Annotated in this window: 17 protein-coding genes; 7 read left to right on the forward strand and 10 right to left on the reverse strand. The window is 40.3% G+C overall.

Translation table 11 applies throughout. The annotated features are described in order from the left end of the window. Nucleotides 1-83 precede the first annotated feature (83 nt). From QUE35_RS09665 to QUE35_RS09680, 4 genes are read right to left on the reverse strand one after another with little or no spacing between them, the layout of a single operon-like run. Nucleotides 84-389, reverse strand: coding sequence for a DUF3467 domain-containing protein (locus tag QUE35_RS09665; RefSeq protein ID WP_031258205.1), 306 nt, complete (start codon nucleotides 387-389; stop codon nucleotides 84-86). Beyond that, entirely contained in the window at nucleotides 383-1,048 is a 666-nt protein-coding gene (locus QUE35_RS09670; RefSeq protein WP_022600208.1) for a NigD1/NigD2 family lipoprotein, read from the reverse strand. Before QUE35_RS09670 ends, QUE35_RS09665 begins: the two co-directional genes overlap by 7 nt. Continuing rightward, nucleotides 1,045-1,725: an ABC transporter ATP-binding protein gene (locus tag QUE35_RS09675; RefSeq protein ID WP_022600211.1), complete on the reverse strand. Its 681-nt coding sequence runs from the start codon at nucleotides 1,723-1,725 to the stop codon at nucleotides 1,045-1,047. Before QUE35_RS09675 ends, QUE35_RS09670 begins: the two co-directional genes overlap by 4 nt. Then, nucleotides 1,722-2,441, reverse strand: a complete 720-nt coding sequence (locus QUE35_RS09680) for a tRNA threonylcarbamoyladenosine dehydratase (RefSeq protein WP_009318480.1) — start codon at nucleotides 2,439-2,441, stop codon at nucleotides 1,722-1,724. Before QUE35_RS09680 ends, QUE35_RS09675 begins: the two co-directional genes overlap by 4 nt. Before the next feature lie 267 nt (nucleotides 2,442-2,708). Between QUE35_RS09680 and QUE35_RS09685 the strand changes: the two genes are divergently transcribed. Next, nucleotides 2,709-2,924, forward strand: a complete 216-nt coding sequence (locus QUE35_RS09685) for a hypothetical protein (RefSeq protein WP_022600213.1) — start codon at nucleotides 2,709-2,711, stop codon at nucleotides 2,922-2,924. Nucleotides 2,925-2,979: 55 nt separating this feature from the next. Here the strand turns inward: QUE35_RS09685 and gltA are convergent, their stop codons facing one another. The 5 genes from gltA to QUE35_RS09710 form a co-directional block, all read right to left on the reverse strand. Beyond that, a complete protein-coding gene (gltA, locus tag QUE35_RS09690) occupies nucleotides 2,980-4,455 on the reverse strand; it encodes an NADPH-dependent glutamate synthase (protein ID WP_022390852.1) in 1,476 nt (491 codons plus the stop codon). A gap of 10 nt (nucleotides 4,456-4,465) precedes the next feature. Then, nucleotides 4,466-5,257, reverse strand: coding sequence for a sulfide/dihydroorotate dehydrogenase-like FAD/NAD-binding protein (locus tag QUE35_RS09695; protein ID WP_022600216.1), 792 nt, complete (start codon nucleotides 5,255-5,257; stop codon nucleotides 4,466-4,468). 408 nt (nucleotides 5,258-5,665) lie between these two features. Next, nucleotides 5,666-6,541, reverse strand: a complete 876-nt coding sequence (locus tag QUE35_RS09700; protein ID WP_022600218.1) for an outer membrane beta-barrel protein — start codon at nucleotides 6,539-6,541, stop codon at nucleotides 5,666-5,668. Further along, a complete protein-coding gene (locus QUE35_RS09705; protein ID WP_022600220.1) occupies nucleotides 6,538-9,933 on the reverse strand; it encodes a T9SS type A sorting domain-containing protein in 3,396 nt (1,131 codons plus the stop codon). Before QUE35_RS09705 ends, QUE35_RS09700 begins: the two co-directional genes overlap by 4 nt. A gap of 7 nt (nucleotides 9,934-9,940) precedes the next feature. Continuing rightward, complete coding sequence (locus QUE35_RS09710; protein ID WP_022600222.1) at nucleotides 9,941-12,097, reverse strand: cation:proton antiporter; 2,157 nt, start codon at nucleotides 12,095-12,097, stop codon at nucleotides 9,941-9,943. Nucleotides 12,098-12,390: 293 nt separating this feature from the next. Between QUE35_RS09710 and QUE35_RS09715 the strand changes: the two genes are divergently transcribed. From QUE35_RS09715 to QUE35_RS09740, 6 genes are all read left to right on the forward strand, one after another. Further along, on the forward strand, nucleotides 12,391-13,398 hold the full coding sequence (locus QUE35_RS09715; protein ID WP_022390847.1) for an aspartate-semialdehyde dehydrogenase: 1,008 nt from the start codon (nucleotides 12,391-12,393) through the stop codon (nucleotides 13,396-13,398). A 463-nt stretch (nucleotides 13,399-13,861) separates the two neighbouring features. Beyond that, nucleotides 13,862-15,628 carry a gamma-glutamyl-gamma-aminobutyrate hydrolase family protein gene (locus tag QUE35_RS09720; protein ID WP_022601550.1) on the forward strand — a complete coding sequence of 589 codons (1,767 nt, stop codon included), beginning with the start codon at nucleotides 13,862-13,864 and terminating at the stop codon, nucleotides 15,626-15,628. Nucleotides 15,629-15,747: 119 nt separating this feature from the next. After that, complete coding sequence (locus tag QUE35_RS09725; RefSeq protein ID WP_081705699.1) at nucleotides 15,748-16,761, forward strand: M28 family peptidase; 1,014 nt, start codon at nucleotides 15,748-15,750, stop codon at nucleotides 16,759-16,761. A gap of 15 nt (nucleotides 16,762-16,776) precedes the next feature. Next, nucleotides 16,777-17,205, forward strand: coding sequence for a SufE family protein (locus QUE35_RS09730; protein ID WP_009318490.1), 429 nt, complete (start codon nucleotides 16,777-16,779; stop codon nucleotides 17,203-17,205). A 36-nt stretch (nucleotides 17,206-17,241) separates the two neighbouring features. Further along, the gene (locus QUE35_RS09735; protein WP_022601546.1) at nucleotides 17,242-18,804 is read left to right on the forward strand and encodes a peptide MFS transporter; all 1,563 of its coding nucleotides are present in this window, start codon (nucleotides 17,242-17,244) and stop codon (nucleotides 18,802-18,804) included. 85 nt (nucleotides 18,805-18,889) lie between these two features. Next, complete coding sequence (locus QUE35_RS09740) at nucleotides 18,890-19,939, forward strand: acyltransferase family protein (protein WP_022601544.1); 1,050 nt, start codon at nucleotides 18,890-18,892, stop codon at nucleotides 19,937-19,939. Between the two features lie 36 nt (nucleotides 19,940-19,975). Here the strand turns inward: QUE35_RS09740 and rnhB are convergent, their stop codons facing one another. After that, nucleotides 19,976-20,572: a ribonuclease HII gene (gene rnhB / locus QUE35_RS09745; RefSeq protein ID WP_009318493.1), complete on the reverse strand. Its 597-nt coding sequence runs from the start codon at nucleotides 20,570-20,572 to the stop codon at nucleotides 19,976-19,978. Nucleotides 20,573-20,574: the final 2 nt, after the last annotated feature.

A 20,574-nucleotide genomic window follows, 5' to 3' on the forward strand; every position in this document is an offset into this window, starting at 1 on the left:
ATTCGAGGGAAACTTTTATTTTAAATGATTAAAAATCTTCTAAAATCTGTTTAATTTGTCTCGGATAGAAATTTATACGGGCTCTAAGCTTCACCTCCGGGGGTCATGAATGGAGGAATATTGTTTTCCGGTTCGGTAATCCGGATATTGCCGAATTGCTTCTCATATTTTATAATATTCTCTTGTAATGCGAACATCAGTCGCTTTGCGTGTTCGGGAGTAAGTACAATTCGTGATTTTACAGGGGCTTTAGGAATTCCCGGCATGATGCGGATAAAATCGACCACAAATTCAGAAGAAGAGTGGGAGATAACGGCGAGATTAGAGTATATACCTTCTGCAACTTCGGCACTGAGTTCTATTTGTAATTGGTTCTTTTCGTTCATAATGTTTGTGTATTAAATATAAAATATTGTTGTTTTAGATTACTCACGTTTGCATTGACTTTTATGGCTTTTGCTTCCGGAATCTTGTCTTGTATTTTTTGCAGAGAAAAGGCGGCATAACCTTTGCTTAAATAGCCCGGATTATCGCTGTCTGCTTTATGTCGCAGTTCAAGAAAAATCGTATCCGGCGAGGCTTGGTTTTCTTGAATATAAAGTAAAGCGAACTGGTGTTTGTCATTATTTTGTTCTATTTTATAGCGGAGGTTTAAATATCCGCCTCCGGGCCAAAGCGAGATGATATATAGCGGGTCATTACCGAATGATTCGGTTTGTTCTTTTTGTGAAACGAACGTTATATTCCCTTCTGGAATGAAGGTTATCGATTGTATCTTTGCCGATAGTTCTGTTTGAGAAATTTGTTCTCCGGGTATATATCTCAATAGGATTCTTTTTCCGGTAACGAGATATTTGTTATCTGCGTCGTTTGCTGTTTCGGAGAGCAAGATGATCCCGTCATCTCTAAGAAACCGTATTCCTTCTTCTGGAGAGAGAACCGTTACAAAGTCCATTCGAAAATTTCCATAATCGTATCGGACATCGTCATTACAGGCGCTGAGAATTACAATTATTAAAAATAGTATAAATTGAAATGATTGTTTCATAAGACTTCGTTTATGTTCTCTTCCGGAGTAATTATCTGGCCGTCTTTCATGTGTATTACCCGATCTGTGATTAGGGCTAAAGATTCGTCGTGCGTAACAATAACAAATGTTTGTCCCATTTCGTTTCTCAGGTCAAAGAAGAGTTTGTGTAACTCTTCTTTATTTTGGGTGTCGAGACTGCCTGACGGTTCGTCTGCTAAAATAACATCCGGTTGGTTTATTAATGCACGGGCAACAGCCACTCTTTGTTTTTCTCCTCCGGATAATTGAGCAGGTTTGTGTTCCATCCTATCCGATAGGTTTAAATAGTCCAGTATCTCTTTTGCACGTTTACGGGCGACCGAAGATTTTTCTTTTCGGATTAATGCCGGAATCATAACATTTTCGATGGCTGTAAATTCCGGGAGTAATTGGTGAAACTGGAATACAAAACCGATGTGATTATTTCGGAAAACGGACAACTCTTTCTTTTTTAATTTCCCGGTCTGCACTTCTCCGATGTGTATTTCTCCCGAGTCGGGTTTATCCAGAGTTCCTATGATTTGCAATAGTGTTGTTTTACCTGCTCCGCTCGGGCCTACGATAGAAACGATCTCACCTTTGCCGATATGGGCATTGATCCCTTTCAACACTTCGAGAGATCCGTAACTTTTATGTATATTTATAATATCGATCATTTTTGTGAAAGTTTGCGTATGACATAGGCAGCTAAATAACATCCGAAGATTGCCGGCAGGTAAGAAATTGTCCCGACTGTCGATTTTTTGTTTCGCTCTTCATCTGTTCGTATGATCGCATTGCGGTCGGGTTGTTCCGAAGAGAACACGACTTTGATACCTTTGCTTATGCCTGCATCTTTTAACCTTTTCCTTACAGCTTTGGCTAAAGCGCAATGGTATGTTTCCGAAATATCTGCGTATGCAATGCGTGTAGGATCGATGCGACCGCCTGCACCCATAGAAGATATGACCTTTATTTTTCGTTTCAGGCAACCTGTCAATAGTGCGATTTTGGGGCTGATAGTATCGATTGCGTCGATTACATAATCATATTTTGCTTCATCGAGTAGTATTTCGGTTTGGACTTCGTCCATATATAACTGCTTTATATGTATGTTGAGTCGGGGATTGATATCCAATAGTCGCTGTGCGAGAATTTGGGTTTTGGGTTTGCCGACCGTGCTATGCATTGCAATTAACTGGCGGTTGATATTCGTCGGGTTTACGTTATCTCCGTCAATGATGGTAATCTCTTGAACTCCGGCTCTACAGATCATCTCGGCGGCATACGCACCGACTCCTCCTACACCGACGATAAGAACGTGGGAATTTTGTAGTGCGGATAGTGTGTCTTTTCCTAAAAGCTGTTCGGTTCGAGATAGCCATTCTTCCATGTGTTCTCTATTTTAATCTTACGAAGATACATTTTTTTTCTGATGTATAAACAGGGGAACAGGGAATATTTAAACGGATAGAATGAGTTGGAATCTGGAGCGGTTAAAAACGTTTTTTTTAGTTAAAATGGTTATTGATATAGTTTTTTTAGTTATTGCTTGTATTTTATAGTTATTTAGGAGTTGCGTGACAGCGCTTTTTATATTTTGTTAAAGAGAAAAACGGCTTTCGGTTTCTATATTTGTACAGTCAAATTTTAATATTATATGATGATGAAAAAAGGTTTAGTATTAGCTTTTATGGCCGTATCGATGATGATCGGCGGTAATGCGATTGCACAAAATAAAAAAGAATGTCCTAAGTCAAAAACCGAATGCCCGCAGAGAAAGGGAGATTGCCCAAACAAAAATTGTCCAAAGGAAAAATGCGACAATCCGAAACCTTGCTGCGAAAAAAACAGAGATTGTCCTAATAGAAAATAAAACCGTATTGGTATAATAAAAAGCAGGCTGCTCTAAATAAGGCAGCCTGTTGTGTTTATGCTTGGGATTTAATGTATTCGTCCATTGCTGCGGCTGCTCGTCGCCCGTCTCCCATTGCCAGAATTACGGTTGCTCCTCCCCGAACGATATCTCCTCCTGCAAAAAGATCGGGAATGTCGGATTGCATAGTTTCCTGATTTACGACAATCGTACCCCATTTACTGACTTCCAATCCTTTTATAGAATTTGGGATAAGAGGGTTAGGAGATACCCCTACGCTAACAACGACTTCATCTATATCGATTAGGTCGGTTGCTCCGGGAATAGGAACGGGACTTCTTCTTCCGGATGCATCCGGTTCTCCTAATTCCATTTTTTGAAGACGCATTTGTTTGACATGTCCGGTTTGGTCTCCGATATATTCTATGGGATTATGGAGGGTCAAAAATTCGACACCTTCTTGTTTGGCATGTTTTATTTCTTCTATACGAGCCGGCATCTCCTCTTCAGAACGTCGATAGACGATCATTGCTCGATCTGCCCCTAACCGACGTGCCGTGCGGACGGAATCCATCGCAGTATTTCCTCCGCCTATAATAGCGACTCGTTTACCTTTTATGACCGGAGTGTCCGAATCGGAACTGGCGGCATCCATGAGATTGACACGAGTTAGGTATTCATTGCTGGACATCACACCTATGAGATTTTCTCCCGGTATGTTCATGAAACGGGGCAATCCCGCACCGCTGGCTACGAATATGCCTTTAAATCCCATTTCATGCAGGTCTTCATAAGTCAGAGTTTTTCCGATGATACAGTCGGCCATGAATTCCACACCCATTTTACGAAGGTTGTCGATTTCGACATCGACGATTTTGTTCGGTAATCGGAATTCGGGAATTCCGTATTTTAATACTCCTCCGATTTCGTGAAGTGCTTCGAATACGGTCACAGAATATCCTTTTTTTATCATATCTCCGGCAAAAGAAAGTCCGGCAGGTCCTGATCCGACTACTGCAATTTTAATACCGTTTCGTGAAGTTATCTCGGGAATGGACATTTGCCCGCTTTCTCGTTCATAATCTGCAGCAAATCGTTCGAGATATCCTATTGCAACAGCCTCTTTGTGGAGTTTTTGCGTGTAAAAACATTTAGATTCACATTGTTTTTCTTGTGGGCATACCCGACCGCATACGGCAGGTAATGCACTGGTTTCTTTCAGAGTTTTTGCGGCTTCGAGAAATTCTCCTCGTTCGATATTTTTGATGAATTTCGGGATGTTGATTCCTACCGGACAGCCTGTAATGCATAAAGGATCTGGACAGTCGAGGCATCTGCAAGCTTCTGTAAGAGCTTGTTCTTTCGTAAGACCTTGGTTTACTTCTTCGGTGTTGGTGATTCGGTAAGCCGGGTCGAGTTCGTTCATGTGTACCCGGGGAATATCGATACGATCTTTGTTTTTTTTGTTCCGACGTAATTCTTCCCGCCAGCTTTCAGCTCTTTGAGCTGCCATATATTCTTTATTGTTCATAGTTTCAATATTATTCTATTCCTTTGTAAGAAGAAAGTCGCATCATCATTTCGTCAAAATCTACTTGGTGTGCGTCAAATTCAGGTCCGTCAACACAGACAAATTTTGTTTTGCCTCCCACTGTTATCCGGCATGCTCCACACATACCTGTCCCATCGACCATGATCGTGTTTAGAGAGGCTACCGTCGGTATATCGTATTTTTTTGTCAATAGAGAAACGAACTTCATCATGATTGCCGGTCCTATAGTTACACAGAGATCGACCTTTTCACGATTGATAATCTCTTCTACTCCGTTTGTTATCAATCCTTTTTTCCCATAAGAACCGTCATCGGTCATGATTACGACTTCATCCGAATTGGCTCTCATCTGTTCTTCCAAAATAATGAGTTCTTTTGTCCTTGCCGCTAAAACCGTAATGACTTTGTTCCCGGCTTTTTTAAAAGCTTCTACAATGGGGAGTAGGGGAGCGACTCCGACACCTCCGCCACAGCATATGACTGTTCCTACTTTTTCAATGTGTGTAGCTTGTCCCAAAGGTCCGACTACATCAGTAATATAGTCGCCTTCTTTCAACGCACATAGTTTTTGGGAAGAGCGGCCTACTGCTTGTACTACTAATGTGATAGTACCTTTGGCGACATCGGCGGATGCAATGGTTAACGGGATGCGTTCTCCTTTTTCTCCGACTCTCACGATTACAAAATGTCCGGCTTTTCGGGCTTTGGCTATAAGAGGAGCTTCAACAACAAGTTTTACTACTTTTTCTGAAAAATGCTCTTTGCTGATGATTTTGTTCATTGGTCGTATTTAATGATGAATTTGATCGTATTGAAATATGTGTTGATAATTACATGTACAAATTTAGGGTAAATTTCTCTTTTCTAATAATAAGAGCCTACCTAAATTTTCCGATAAGAAATATATATTCAGACTTTTTGAATCTCTTTTTGATCTTTTTATTTGTCGGATAATCCTCATGCTCAAAAAATCTTAAAACAGATCCTGAACAGAGTTTAATCGGATTTTAGAACCTGCTTAAATTTTATTTGAGTAAAGTTTGAAAGTTCCTTTTAAGGATATTTTTCTGTTTTTATGAGGAAAATAACGGACTATCTGACGAGTGAAAACAGGAAAAAACAGGAGAAAACCGTAAAGATGGCTTGATGGTATTTTTTATTGTAAAATTTGTTGTTTCTAATCTTGTTATCATAAAGAAATTGCCCATCGGACAGTAACTCCTATCGACATGAGATGTACGGGAGAAGAGAGTAGAGCTTTAGGAGTTTTCCCGTTTTGACGAGAGCTTTCCCAGATTGGATTCCCGGTTATTGTACCGTCTTCGGAATATTGAAGGAACGGTTTTTCGTTTGCAGTGTCATAGATTTTTCGGACGCCATATTCTCCGTAAATACCTGCATATATGTTCTGGTGTGCTCCGAGATGCCATTTCCATCCTATTTCTGCAAATGGAGAAAGCGAGTATTTTAACTTTAAGTCCGATTTGTTCCGGGCTGCCGAATAGTTTCCGAATCCATGATTCGTAAGGTCTGTGTATTCTATATCTTCATAGGGGAAATACGCCGAAGTTTTTAATGCGGAATATCGATTATTGCGGGTTGCTGTTATCGGTATCCCTATTTTTATACCGGCTTTTGCGTATATTCCCGAATGGTTGTCGGATTGTAACTGGAAAAATATGGGAATATTCAGATAGAGGGCTTTTTGCTCTTCTTGAAAATCGGTATAGGTAAATCTGAAATCGAATGTATTTTGTTCAGAACTTCCGTCCGGTATTGAATTGGAAAGTACGGTATAATTATCAGAGTATCGGTCAATGTTGACTTTTGATCGGTATAGAGATAATTCGGTACCTGTACCGATTCCCCAGAGATCGGTTATCTTTAATAAATAACCGAGATTGAGAGATGCTCCTCCTTGAGGTTTGAATTTCCCTTCAGATACAGAATAATGTAATGCCGATATTCCGCCTGATATTCCGACCGAAATTTCATTACGCCCCGGTTGTGCCGACGAGGTTATGAAAATAAAGCAGAAGATCATGGCAAGATATGTTTTTCTCATGGGATACATATTACTTTTATTTCTCGGGATATGCCTTCCTGTGTTGTTATTTTAACGATATAGCTTCCGGGAGTGTCGGATAGTGTAAATTTTACCGAGTTGCCGATTGCCGAAAAGGTTTTGGTTTTTCCGGAAAGATCGGTGATTGTTATTTCGACTTTATTATTTTCTTTTTGCGAATCGATATATAATTTGATTTTTTCTCCTGCTTTTATCGGATTTGGATAGAGACGTATTTCGTCACCTGTGATTTGTATTTGTTTTTCACAGCTTGAGAGAGAAACGCCTTCGTCCGTAGTTACCAAAATGTGGTATTTGTCAGAACTTTGATGGTCGTCGGGTAATTTGATATAGGGTATTCCTGAACTTAAATAGTGATTATTCCGATACCAGACAAAGTCGGTAAAATGTAATCCGTTATTGTTTTCCGGATTATTGATAACGGAAAGGACATCATTCCATCGTAATAAAAGTATGTTGTTTGGTAATTTAAACAAATTGACAGAAAATTCTTGCGTGTTTTCTTTGCTTTCTGAAATTATGGTTACCGGCTGATTGAATTTGCCTCCTTCCTCGACATTTATTTCTGCTGTTCCGGATATTCGGTCTCCCATTATTATCGTAGCTCCGGGATGGGCTTCGATCTCGATCCGGGCCGAGTTTATATCGCAATCGAGAGGTATATTTAAAGTATTTTCTTGAGAAATTTCTACATCTTCACCGTTGACTTTCAACGAACGTATTCGTGCTTCGAAACTTTCTGTTTTCAGAAAAAAAGTTTCGAGATCACTCAGGGCACTGACTCCATCGGGATAGATCGCTTCAATGGTATAGGTATAGTTGTTGCCTTGGGATAATTCTTTGTCTGTTATTATCGTGTCGGTCGTTAATTCCGGAGTGATATTCGTGCCATCTCTGTATATACGAAAGTCGGGACGGTTAAACCGGATAGGAATAGAAGAACATGTTTTCGTATTTGTTTTTTGTAATAGTGCAGACCGGGGTACGGTTTGCCATTGTATTTGCGAATTTTCATCTGAGTTTTTATTCTTGACAGACCGTTTTTTTATTTCTTGTTGAGGAGGGACAACATTGCTTTGCTTTAGGGAAGAGATTCCGACTTGCAAGAAAAAGTTGTGGTCTTTATCGCTGTGTTGAGTCAGGGTTTTCCAGTTTTGCCCATCGGTAGAGTATATGTTCCCCTTTTGTGTTATAGGAACAGCGTTGTCTGTCGCAGCCGGACTATTCGTATATGATTCTGCGTATATAGAAACGGTCAAAGCTGCATCTTTTTTGATAGTGACCGGCTTGAGCAGTTTTACTTCTATTATTTGATCTTTATCTGTCGGATCGATTTTTTGCTGGTAGGAGAAGTTCCCTTGATCGATATGAAGACTGTAAGTTGCTCCTTCAACTGAAAGGAATGTGACGGATTCCAGTGTGTACCCGTCTATTTCTTGTAAGTCGTCGGTAGTCCAGCGTTGTCCGAAATAGAATGGTATTTGCTGATTGTCTTTATCTCTTAATTGCATTCTGTAAAAGTCGGTTGCATTTCCCCAAAATATTTTTTGTCGGGATATCGGCATTTGCCACTCTATTTGCAGTTCGGTTTCGTCAGTTCGTTTTATTGAAATATTTTTTGGAGGAAGTATGTCATATACATATATAGTTGCCGTATTTCCTGGGTCGGAAGCTTTGTTGTCTGCATATATTGCAGTGACGTCATAGTGATGTATGCCTACAGGCAATGCTGTTTCTGAGAAACTTGTCGAGGTCGTTGTACCTATTTCGGTACTGTTTCGGTATATCTTGTAGCGGACAGGTTGCTCGTCTCCTTTGGGTGCTTCCCAATTTACGATAGACCTTTTTTCTTCAGATGACCATTTGGCAGAGACTTGTTCGGGTACTGCTTTAGGAGGGAATGCGTAACGTCCGTCAAGGTACTCGACTCCCGATCCGATAGGATCTAGATATTTGTCGATTCTTTGATCATCGGCTGTTCCGCATTGATCCCAGAAAAGAGCTAATTTCCCGAATAGATTCCGTCCTTCTTTACGGTCGGTACAATTTGCATTTCCTCCGGTCAGAAATCCTGTTATGCGTTTGTTCTGATCGAATAACGGAGCGCCGGATGATCCGCCTTCTGTCACACCATGTCCGTTGGCAGTACTCTTGAATATAACGTTCCAGTGTCCGTCCTGCAACCCTTGCGTCGATCCGGATTTCCAAGTGTCCGATACTGCCGGTTGGTCATAAGTCGATATTTTTTTTACATCGCCTTGCGGGTGATGTATGCAGACTCCCGATTGAGGAGCTATATTCCGACGATCCCATCCGTTATAGTATGCGTTCAGATTGTCAGGTATTTTCCCGTTTAACAATAGCAACGCTCCGTCAACACCATTCTCCAAAGGAACTCCGGCAATGTATGTGCATCCGATCATCGATACCGGAGATGTGGAGATGTTGCTCCCGCATCTTGTATTTTCATATCGGAAAAAGAATTGGGCCTGAGACAGATCGGACGCAGAGGCTTGTTCTTTAGATGAAAGCAGGCAGTGGAATGCCGTCAATAAATAAGGTTTGAGGTCTTCTTTTGTATTGTTAAGGATAGACCCGGTACATAAGAAACTGCTGGTACCTATCGGTATAATCATTTTGACGACACCGTTCTTATGATCTTGCCATTGTTCCCCTTCTTCACAGTTGATGTCAACCATACAGCTGCCAGATAGACTTTCACTGTAAGAGTCTTTAATGCTTAAATAGTTGTATCCGTATCCTATTTCTTCGATTTCGATTTCCGGATTTTGAGGGAATTCGTCACCTTCAGGGGCAACATATTCGAGGATTATATCGTCTCCTGCAACGAATTCGGTTGCAAACTTCCCTTTTCCGGAGTGAGTTTTGTGTGTATAAGCTCCCAATATATGAGTATGCGCAGAGTTATATATGAATAGCTTGCTTCCGATCGGGAGATTGAATTTTTTATAATAAAGAGAGATTGCCTTGGCCTTATTTGCCATGATCCGGAGTTGCCAGATGCGTTCTCCTCCCGGAAGAGTACTCCATACTCCGGAATTTTCAGGAGAAAAAGAGGCCGGGAGCAATACTGCCACACGAGGAGGTAAGAATTCCTCTTTCATGCGTTCATCATCTGCCTTTAGATCATCGAGTGAAAAAGGGATATATATGTTTTTGATTCCATTTTTTTTGTTTTGAAGGCTTCTTGTCTTTTGGGATGCAGGATACATGAAACTGGGTGGGGTACCTCCCTCGCTTATTTGTGCGTATGAAGAAAAAACGGTTGCAGAAAATAGGATGGTTGCGACCCATAAAAAATATAATGTTTTATGGGTCGACAGGGTATAATATTTCTTGTTTTGCGACATTTGTTATTTATCCTTTTTTTTGGTTACGATGACCCCATCGTTTCTTTTTCTTCAGCAGATTTTCAAGGAAAAGCCTTAATCCTATAAAACGAGTATAGTCCCGTTGTACATCCATCGATCGAGGATCGCTGAAAAAGGAGAGTTGACTTTCTTTTCCGAATTGTTCGGGATAGAGAACAACGATATTGTTTCCGGCAAAATATTTGGATAAAAATGACGGCAGTTTGTCGAATTCGGTATTATAGGATACGGAAGTATGTCTTGCACTTACAATGATGAACAAATCGTCTTGCAAGACGATTCCGGTTAACATAAGAATATCTTCCCAATTGTCCAATATCTCGAACTCATTCCGAATATTGTATTTCCCTTTGCGGAGAATGGCTTTTAATTGTATTATAGTATTGGGGTGAGCATAGAATATCGCCCGGCATCCGACCTGTTTTACCATATTGGCCACTCTGTCAACCCATTTGACGAATCCGGTTTCAAATTCTGCTTTTTCAGGGACGGCTATGACAATGCGTGTTACCGTATTGACCGGAATGGTGCATTTGGTGATCGCAACCATTTTGTTTGTTCCTTTTAGTAAACTCTCGGTTTTTGTTCCGAAAAAACTATCTACGATATTAGCTTTGTGATGCAATCCGATAACTATTTCCGAGATATTTTTTTCTTTCATTGTGTGAATGATACCGCTTGCGATATTCATATCGTACCGAGCTATGGTTTCCATTTCGACATCTGCGGATGAAGCTATCTTGGCCGCTTTTTGCAAAGCGTTTTTGGCATTGAATCCGTTATCTTGCGATTTGTCGTCGGTGACGTTTATTGCATATAAAGGTGTTTTCTTTTTCGGATTTTTTAATAGTATTGCCAAATTTACAAGGTTTTCTATAGTATCGGGATTTGCTATCGGAATCAGAATGCGTTCTTCTCCCGTATCTATTTTGTCTTTAAGATAGTCGTCTTGTTGTTGCTTGGTTACAAGTTCGCGTGCGGCTTTTTCGGTTACGAAAGAACTGATAGTACATGTTACGAGAATCATGATAACTGTTCCGTTCAATACGTTAGAATTGAATAATCCGAGGTCATATCCGATAAGTACGGCGGCTAAAGTCGCTGCTGCTTGTGCATTACTGAGTCCGAAAATCATATTTCGGTCAACTTTCGGAAGTTTAAATGTTTTTTGAGTAAACCATGCCGCTATCCATTTGGATGCCGTAGCAACGATTGACATATTGATTGCTACTATGATGGCCTCTGTACTACTGAATACGCCGTGCAGATTGATCAACATTCCGACACCGATGAGGAAATAGGGAATAAAAAGTGCATTTCCTACAAATTCTATCCGGTTCATTAGAGGAGAAACAGCCGGAATAAATCGATTGAGTACGACACCGGCAAAAAATGCTCCGATAATTGCTTCGAGTCCGGCTAGTTGTGCCATGAATGATGCAGAGAACACTAAAGCTAATACAAAAATATATTGGGATACATTGTCGTCGTATTTTTTGAAAAACCACCGGGTAATGCGAGGAAAGGAATATATGATAATGGTACAATAAATCGTTATTGATATTAAAAGACGAATCCAGAATATCTCATTGATTTCGCCTTGCTGCATTCCTGCAATTACGGCAAGGATGATAAGCGCTCCTAATACGGTAATGATAGTGCCGGCAATGGTCGTTGTGACAGATGTGGCCCGTGATATGCCATAGCGACTTACGATCGGATAGGCTACCAAGGTGTGAGAGGCGTACATGCTTGCCAGCAAGATAGAGGTTTCCAGATTGAAGTGTAGGGTATAATAGCTGATTGTCGTCCCTAATATCATCGGGATAAAAAAAGTATATAGTCCGAATACGATGCCTTGCGTTTTATTTTTCTTGAAATCGTTAATATCCATTTCAAGGCCGGCTAAAAACATCAGGTAAAGAAGACCTACATTTCCGAATATCTGGAAACTGCTGTCTCGTTCGAGTAATCCGAATCCATGAGGACCTATTATCATCCCGGCAATGATCAGTCCGATGATGTGAGGAATCCTGAATCGGTTGAGAAGTAATGGAGCAAAGAGAATGATAGTTAATACGATAAAGAATATCAGTACCGGATTTGTAAATGGCAGGGTTGGTATTATATTTTCTATGTTCATACTAACTTTTTGTTTGTTGTGAGAAAATACTTTGTGATTTCTCAAAGAGTGTCCGAGAAAAATTCAGACAGGCTTAAATCCTTTACAAAAGTACAAAAAAGAGGATTAAAAATGAAAAGATATTAGAAATTGTAAATATGAGGATCGATTTATTGTAGATTTTCTTCTTTTTATATGGATAATCGTACAAAATGTTTTAATTTTGCGGCATGAACGTGTATTATTGTTATTGAAATATAAAAAAATACCGAACAAAAGAAACTGTATTTAATAGGTTATAAATAAACAAAGAAATGAAAGTAGCTATTGTTGGTGCAAGCGGTGCGGTAGGCCAGGAGTTTCTCCGTGTATTGGATGAAAGAAATTTTCCGGTAGATGAATTGTTGTTGTTCGGCTCTTCTCGTAGTGCCGGATCTGAATATGTTTTCCGGAATAAAAAAATTGTAGTGAAGGAGCTGAAGCATAATGACGATTTTAAAGGCGTGGACATTGCTTTTACTTCTGCCGGTGCAGGAACATCAAAAGAGTTTGAATCGACGATTACGAAATATGGAGCTGTGATGATCGATAACTCGAGCGCTTTTCGTATGGATGACGATGTGCCTTTGGTAGTTCCGGAGGTGAATGGGCCGGATGCAAAAATTCGTCCTCGAGGAGTAATTGCTAATCCGAATTGTACGACAATTCAGATGGTTGTAGCGTTGAAAGCTATCGAGGATTTGTCTCATATAAAGGCCGTACATGTAGCTACGTATCAGGCTGCCAGCGGTGCTGGAGCATCGGCAATGGCAGAGTTGGTTCATCAATATGAAGAGTTGATGAAGGGAGATAAACCGACGGTAGAGAAATTTTATTATCAGTTGGCATATAACGTAATTCCTCAGGTAGATGTGTTTACCGATACATTGTATACGAAGGAGGAGATGAAAATGTACAACGAGACGCGGAAAATTATGCATTCAGATGTGAAAGTGAGTGCTATGTGCGTACGTGTTCCGGTTATGCGTGCTCATTCAGAGTCTATTTGGGTAGAAACCGAGCGTCCTATTTCGGTTGCTGAGGCACGTGAGGCATTTTCTAAAGCGGAGGGCGTTGTTTTAATGGATGATCTTGCAAACAAGATATATCCTATGCCGCTCGATATTGCTGGAAAAGATCCTGTGTATGTCGGTCGTGTGCGTGAGGATCTTGCTAATCCGAACGGGTTGACATTTTGGACTGTGAGTGATCAGATAAAGAAAGGTGCTGCACTGAACGCTGTACAGATTGCCGAGTATTTGATCCGGGAAAATGCTCTTTGATAAGAAACAGATTAGTCATAACATAACAATTAGTTGATGCGAGGCGACTCATATGATGAGTCGCCTCGCATTGCTTAGAAAAGGTTTTTATATCGTAGAAGAGTTCTTTGTCGGATTGCCATTCTTTTTGAAGATTTATTTCGGATAGTTTCTTTTGAGTATGTTTTGTCGTTTTTATGAGGATAATAGAGGGTTACCTGACGAGCGAAAACGAGAAAATAGCCCGAGAGAAAATGTAAAAATGACTTGATAATATTTTCTGCATCGGAAAATAGAGGCAGGCTTTTAATTTATTGGAAAAGAAATATTATCTTTCGGTCTGTTTTCGGTTCTTTTCCTTCTTTTTGTTTCATTGTTTGAGAAGACTTCGGTGTTTGTGACTTGTGAAACCGAATATTCTTAGAAAAAGAGGCCAAAAGATTTTCTCAAAATAAATTAAAAACAGTTTCTAAAAACCTGACTTATGGAAAAAGGAAATTATCCTACCGATTTGGATAGTCTTTTTAGAATAATAGATGAAGAGATTTGTTGTTCGGAGGATTCCAAAAAACCTTTGATCGGTATAACTACATATACGAAAGAGGGGGCTTCTTGTGTCGCTAATCTTTATGTAAATTCGGTTATTAAGGCCGGCGGCAGCCCGGTACTTATTCCATTGTGTGATGATATTGCCTTGTTGTCGGGGATTGTAGCTCGTTTGGACGGGTTGCTGCTAACAGGAGGAGGGGATATTTCTCCTTTGTTTTTGAATGAAGAGCCTCATCCGAAACTTCAAGATGTGGATTTGTCTCGGGATTGTTGGGAGATTGCAGTGTTACGTATGGCTTCTTTAAGGCAAATTCCGATCTTTGGAATTTGTAGAGGACATCAGTTGATTAATGCTGTGTTCGGAGGAAAAAATTATCAGGATATTCCGAGCCAACATTTAGGAGAGGCCATTCAGCATTCCCAGAAACAGCCCCGCGAATTCGTGTCGCATACGGTTACCGTAAAGCCGGATACTTTGTTGGCTTCATTGATCGGTGAGGGACGTATAGCTGTAAATTCTATTCATCATCAAGGGGTGTGGGAAGTTGCTCCGGGATTTATCGAGAGCGCAGTTGCGCCTGATGGTGTCAATGAAGGCATGGAGTCTAAAACAGCGTCTATTTTTAGTGTGCAGTGGCATCCTGAAGGTTTGGTGTGTGCCGGCAATAAGAAGATGTTGAATTTGTTTGTTCATTTGGTTAAAGAGGCGGAAATATATGCTCGAGCGAAAAATTTTCATCTTCGACATGTCTCATTAGATTCTCATTGTGATACTCCTATGTTTTTCCCTGATAAGATAGATATAGGGATCAGGGATACACGCTTGAAGGTCGATTTGCCTAAGATGAGGGACGGGCAGATCGATGCGGAATGTATGGTGGCTTATTTGCCTCAGAAGGAACGGGATGATGTTGCTCTTGAAGCTGCTACCCGAAAGGCTGATGCTATATTGAATGAATTGAAACGCCAGATTTCCGTACATCAGGATAGGGTCGGACAGGCATTTTCAAGAAAAGATCTTATTGAATTGAAACGAGTCGGGAAGAAGGCTGTTTTTTTAGGGATTGAAAATGGGTATGCTATCGGAAAAGATATTTCTAATTTGTCTCGTTTCAGGGATATGGGAGTCGTATATATGACTCTGTGCCATAATGGGAATAACGACATTTGCGATTCTGCCAGCGGTGAACCTGAGCATAATGGATTGAGTGATTTCGGGAAAAGTGTGGTGCGAGAGATGAATCGGATAGGAATGATGGTGGATCTTTCTCATGCTTCGGAAAAATCTTTTTATGATGCGTTGGAAGTGAGTTCAGCTCCGATTATAGCATCGCATTCATCATGCCGTGCTATTTGTGACCATCGGCGAAATTTGACTGATGAGCAGATCGTTGCTTTAGCCCGCCACGGAGGTGTTGTCCAGATTTGTTTGTATTTGAATTTTCTCACTTCAAAGGAGAATACTGATGTAAAATGTATCGTAGAGCATATCAATCATGTTGTAAAACTGGTGGGTGTGGATTATGTCGGCATTGGCTCTGATTTTGACGGAGGAGGGGGAATTCCGGGATGTGATGCCGCAAATGAGTTGATAAATATTACTAAAGAATTGATTCGGCAGGGATATTCGGAGAACGATCTTGCAAAAATATGGGGAGGGAACTTTTTGCGTGTGATGGATCAGGTGCAACGGGTTTATTGATCTTACCCCTTAAAAAGTGTAAACAAACGGATCGTTTTACTGTATTCGTAGAAAAATCCTGTATCTTTACAAGGTTTTCTTGCTTATGAAAGACGGTGTCTGTTCTAAAAAGAAATAAGATGTCTATAAATATGTTTAACCGAAAACGAATGTTCGTCCCTCTTCTCTGTGTAGCGGGACTATTACTGTTTCAATTGGTTTCTTGTAAAAATAAAACTGTTTCGTCATCTGTTCAAGAGAGTGTCCCTGTTGTCGATGTCCCTGTTTTTAATGCAGATAGTGCGTATTCATATATGCAAAAGCAAGTAGATTTTGGGTATCGAATACCCAATACTCCGGAACATTTGGCTACGGCTTCTTATCTGGCTTCGGAATTGAACCGTCATGGTGCAGAGGTACAGGTGCAGGATGCAGATGTGGTTGCTTTTGACGGGACTGTATTGCATGCGAAGAACATAATAGGAATTTTTAGTCCTGAGAAAACGGATCGAATATTGCTGTTCGCACATTGGGATAGTCGTCCTTTTGCCGATAATGATCCGGATGAGGCGAACCATCGGAAGCCTGTTTTGGGGGCTAACGATGGAGCTAGTGGTGTAGGAGCTTTGCTTGAAATTGCCCGGCAGATCGGAATGAAGTCTCCTCAAGTGGGTGTAGATATTATTTTTTTCGATGCAGAAGATTACGGTCAACCCTATTTTTCGACTCATTCTGAAGTGCAGGATTCTTGGGCATTGGGTACTCAATATTGGGTGCGTCGCCCGCATCGTCCCGGTTATCGGGCACGTTTCGGAATTTTGTTGGATATGGTAGGCGGGGAAAATGCTGTTTTTGCTCGTGAAAAAGCTTCATTACAGTATGCTCCGGGGATTGTTGATAAAGTTTGGAAGAAAGCACAGTCTTTAGGTTATGGGAAATATTTTTCCGATAATGAGGGGGGATACATTATCGATGATCATGTATATGTTAATAAAATGGGCATTCCGAGTATCGATATAATACAGTATGATGCATCTTCTGATTCGGGATTTAATCCGCAGTGGCATACGGTACACGATACGATGGATCATATCGATAAGGAGACTTTAAAGGCTGTCGGACAGACTGTATTGGCAGTTATATATAATGAGTAAATTAATGAACGGGATATGAAAACTATAAATGAATTACAGGATGAAATTGTAGAAGAGTTCTCGGCTTTTGACGATTGGATGGACAAATATGCTTTGTTGATCGACTTGGGCAACTCTTTGAAACCTTTGGATGAAAAATATAAAACCGAGAATAATCTGATTGAAGGATGCCAGAGCCGCGTGTGGCTACAGGCTGATTATAAAGATGGAAAGGTCTTTTTCCAAGGGGAAAGCGATGCCGTGATTGTGAAAGGTCTGGTTTCGTTGCTTATAAATGTTCTTTCGGGTCATACACCGGATGAAATATTGAATTCGGAATTGTATTTTATCGAGAAAATCGGTCTGAAGGAGCATTTGTCTCCGACCCGTTCAAACGGACTGTTGTCGATGGTGAAGCAGATGCATCTTTATGCGTTAGCTTTTAAAGTCAAGAATGAGAAATAACTACTTAAATAATTATTTAACTATAAATCTTACATTATGTTTAAAAAGCACCCTAAAGGATTAATTGCCGCGGCTCTTGCCAATATGGGAGAACGTTTTGGCTTTTATATTATGATGGCAATTCTGACGTTGTTTATTTCTGCAAAGTTCGGATTGTCTGAGACTACGACCGGATATATTTATTCTGCGTTTTATGCTTCGATCTATATACTTGCATTAGTGGGAGGAGTGATTGCCGATAAGACAAAGAATTTTAAGGGAACGATTCTTGCCGGTTTGATTATGATGGCTGTTGGTTACCTTATTATCGCTATTCCTACCCCGACTCCCGTTCCGAGTTTAGGGCTTTATCTGGCACTTACATGTTTCGGATTATTGGTAATTGCTTTCGGGAATGGTCTGTTTAAAGGAAATTTGCAAGCATTGGTCGGTCAGATGTATGATAATCCGAAATATTCGAGTTTACGTGATTCGGGATTCCAGATTTTCTATATGTTTATCAATATCGGGGGATTTTTTGCTCCGTGGATTGCAATCGGAGTGAGAAACTGGTGGCTGAAAGTAAACCATTTTGATTATGATGCATCGTTACCCGAGCTTTGTCATCAGTATTTAGAGCAAGGAAGCAGTATGCCTGCACAGGCTATGGATAATCTGAGCACTTTAGCTAATAACGTTTGCCTGGATGGCACGCAGGTAACAGATATGAATGTATTTGTGAACAGTTATCTGGATGTGTTTAACCGGGGATTTCAGTATGCTTTTATGGCAGCAATCGTGGCTATGTTGATTTCTTTGGTTATTTATGTGGTAAATAAGAACCGTTTCCCAGATCCGGCTAAAAAAGAGAACAGCAATGCCAATACAGTTTCTGCGGTGAGCAGAGAAGATATAAAAATGAGTGCCACAGAAATAAAACAACGTATTTATGCTCTGTTTGCCGTGTTCGGTGTGGTTATATTCTTTTGGTTGTCTTTTCATCAGAATGGATATTCGTTGACGTATTTTGCCCGGGATTATGTGGACCTGAGTGTAATAAATATTGATTTAGGGTTTACTCAGATTAAGGGAGCGGAAATATTTCAATGTGTAAATCCGTTTTTTGTTGTAGCTCTTACTCCATTGATCATGTGGTTTTTCGGGATGTTGAAGGCAAAAGGGAAAGAACCTTCTACTCCGATGAAGATCGCTATCGGTATGGGTATAGCAGCATTAGCGTATGTCTTTTTGATGGTATTCTCTTTGACTTTGCCGGCAAAGGATGCTTTAAGTTCAATGACTACTGCAGAAATTGACGCAATTCGGGTGACTCCATGGATTATGATCGGTTTGTATTTTATTCTTACCGTGGCGGAGTTGTTCATTTCTCCGCTTGGATTATCTTTCGTATCGAAAGTAGCACCTCCCCATTTGCAGGGATTGATGCAGGGATGTTGGCTTGCTGCGACAGCAGTAGGTAACTCCTTGTTGTTCATCGGAGGTATTTTATATACTACTGTGCCGATTTGGGCTTGTTGGTTGGTGTTTGTCGGTGCGACTGCCGCATCGATGATTGTGATGCTTTCTATGGTGAAGTGGTTGGAACGTGTAGCTAATTAACAGATGTAATAATGTGATTAACGATTGAGTATTGCGGTATTTCTTAAGAGATACTCATTACTCAATCGTTTTTATTTGGGTCGGTATGAGAACTTCCGGAAAGTTATGGATAGGGAAATCGGCGGGAGAGGTAATACAAGGGGAAAACAGTTTTGATATTATCCGGTATTTTTTGTCTTTTGCCGTACTAGTCGGTCATTTTAGGGTGATTACCGGAATTCCGTATTATTTCCCGATGAGTTCTGTGGATGCGGTACATGGATTTTTTATTTTAAGCGGTTTTCTCGTTTTTTATAGTTATATGCGTAATCCCGATATCCGTCATTATATAGAGAGACGGACTCGTCGGATATTGCCTCCCTATGTTTTTATTGTGACTTTGTGCTGGATGGGGGGAGTATTGGTCTCTACTCTTCCTGTGGGAGAATATTTGTTCTCGGCTCAGTTATGGAAATATATTGTGGCAAATTATTCTTTTCTTAATTTTATTGAGCCTGCTTTGCCCGGCTGTTTTCAGGGTGAAGCCGTAAACGGTTCTCTATGGACGATGAAGGTGGAAATTCTGTTATATATAACAGTGCCGATAGTATATTATTTGATGAAAAGGTTTCGGTCTTTTCCTGTTTTTATTGTCATATTTATATTTTCTACACTATATAATGAATTATTTTATTATTTGAATGAGAAAACGGGGAATGAAATATTCGGAATTTTGAAAAGACAGGTAGGCGGGCAACTCCTTTATTTTTATTCCGGAACATTGGTTTTGCTGTGTTTTGATTATTTCCGTAGATATATTAAGTTTTTATTTCCGGTCGCGGTATTGGTGTGCTATTTTAGATATGATGTGCCTTTATTAATATATGTCGAGCCATTAGCTTTTGCTGTGGTGCTTATCGGGTGTGCGTATTATATAAAATGGTTTGTTTTTATGCGTAAATTCGGAAATGTAGCATACGGAATCTATTTGTTTCATTTTCCGGTTATCCAGCTCTCTGTTTGGTTGGGTATTAATGAAAAAAGTCATATTCTTTGTTTTGCTTTTTGTGTTGCGGGAACATTGTTGCTGTCTATTTTATCGTGGCTTTTGCTGGAAAAACCGATTCTTTCCAATAGAATGTTTTCTTCTAAATAGTTTTCTACTTTTGAGAATGGATTTATCACTAGAGATTCAGAACAGTTCGAGTTGCCGCTCGAGAAGCTGGAAGGTCATTCGGTGATAAGGTGTAGTTCCGAATTCTCGGATTGCGGTTCGATGAGCCTTAGTGGGATAACCTTTGTTTTTATCCCAGTTATATTGTGGATATTGCTCATGAAGGACATTCATATAATCGTCTCGATATGTTTTTGCTAACACGGATGCTGCTGCGATTGATAGAAAACGTCCGTCTCCTTTTATTTCACAACTATGCGGAATATTTTGGTACGGTTTGAATCGGTTGCCGTCGATTAGAAGATACTCGGGGCGTACTGATAATTGTTCGATGGCACGATGCATTGCAAGGAAAGATGCGTTCAGAATATTTATTTTGTCAATTTCTTCCGGTGATACGCAGCCTACAGCCCAAGCGATAGCTTCTTTTTCTATTAAAGGTCGGAGTTCATATCGTTGTTTTTCGGTCAGTTTCTTTGAGTCGTTTAATGTCTCACATGTGAAATCGGATGGTAAAATGACCGCTGCTGCATATACGGCACCGGCCAGACAACCGCGGCCGGCTTCATCGCATCCGGCTTCGACAACATTTTTATTTTTGTATTGTAGTAGCATTA

This window comes from Coprobacter fastidiosus, assembly GCF_030296935.1.
Taxonomy (GTDB): Bacteria; Bacteroidota; Bacteroidia; order Bacteroidales; family Coprobacteraceae; genus Coprobacter; species Coprobacter fastidiosus.

Excerpts from the sequence above, each read along its gene's own strand:
- QUE35_RS09670 (WP_022600208.1), bottom strand. The coding sequence starts at position 1,048 with ATGAAACAATCATTTCAATTTATACTATTTTTAATAATTGTAATTCTC.
- QUE35_RS09675 (WP_022600211.1), bottom strand. The coding sequence starts at position 1,725 with ATGATCGATATTATAAATATACATAAAAGTTACGGATCTCTCGAAGTG.
- QUE35_RS09680 (WP_009318480.1), bottom strand. The coding sequence starts at position 2,441 with ATGGAAGAATGGCTATCTCGAACCGAACAGCTTTTAGGAAAAGACACA.
- QUE35_RS09685 (WP_022600213.1), top strand. The coding sequence starts at position 2,709 with ATGATGATGAAAAAAGGTTTAGTATTAGCTTTTATGGCCGTATCGATG.
- gltA (WP_022390852.1), bottom strand. The coding sequence starts at position 4,455 with ATGAACAATAAAGAATATATGGCAGCTCAAAGAGCTGAAAGCTGGCGG.
- QUE35_RS09695 (WP_022600216.1), bottom strand. The coding sequence starts at position 5,257 with ATGAACAAAATCATCAGCAAAGAGCATTTTTCAGAAAAAGTAGTAAAA.
- QUE35_RS09700 (WP_022600218.1), bottom strand. The coding sequence starts at position 6,541 with ATGAGAAAAACATATCTTGCCATGATCTTCTGCTTTATTTTCATAACC.
- QUE35_RS09705 (WP_022600220.1), bottom strand. The coding sequence starts at position 9,933 with ATGTCGCAAAACAAGAAATATTATACCCTGTCGACCCATAAAACATTA.
- QUE35_RS09710 (WP_022600222.1), bottom strand. The coding sequence starts at position 12,097 with ATGAACATAGAAAATATAATACCAACCCTGCCATTTACAAATCCGGTA.
- QUE35_RS09715 (WP_022390847.1), top strand. The coding sequence starts at position 12,391 with ATGAAAGTAGCTATTGTTGGTGCAAGCGGTGCGGTAGGCCAGGAGTTT.
- QUE35_RS09720 (WP_022601550.1), top strand. The coding sequence starts at position 13,862 with ATGGAAAAAGGAAATTATCCTACCGATTTGGATAGTCTTTTTAGAATA.
- QUE35_RS09725 (WP_081705699.1), top strand. The coding sequence starts at position 15,748 with ATGTCTATAAATATGTTTAACCGAAAACGAATGTTCGTCCCTCTTCTC.
- QUE35_RS09730 (WP_009318490.1), top strand. The coding sequence starts at position 16,777 with ATGAAAACTATAAATGAATTACAGGATGAAATTGTAGAAGAGTTCTCG.
- QUE35_RS09735 (WP_022601546.1), top strand. The coding sequence starts at position 17,242 with ATGTTTAAAAAGCACCCTAAAGGATTAATTGCCGCGGCTCTTGCCAAT.
- QUE35_RS09740 (WP_022601544.1), top strand. The coding sequence starts at position 18,890 with ATGAGAACTTCCGGAAAGTTATGGATAGGGAAATCGGCGGGAGAGGTA.
- rnhB (WP_009318493.1), bottom strand. The coding sequence starts at position 20,572 with ATGCTACTACAATACAAAAATAAAAATGTTGTCGAAGCCGGATGCGAT.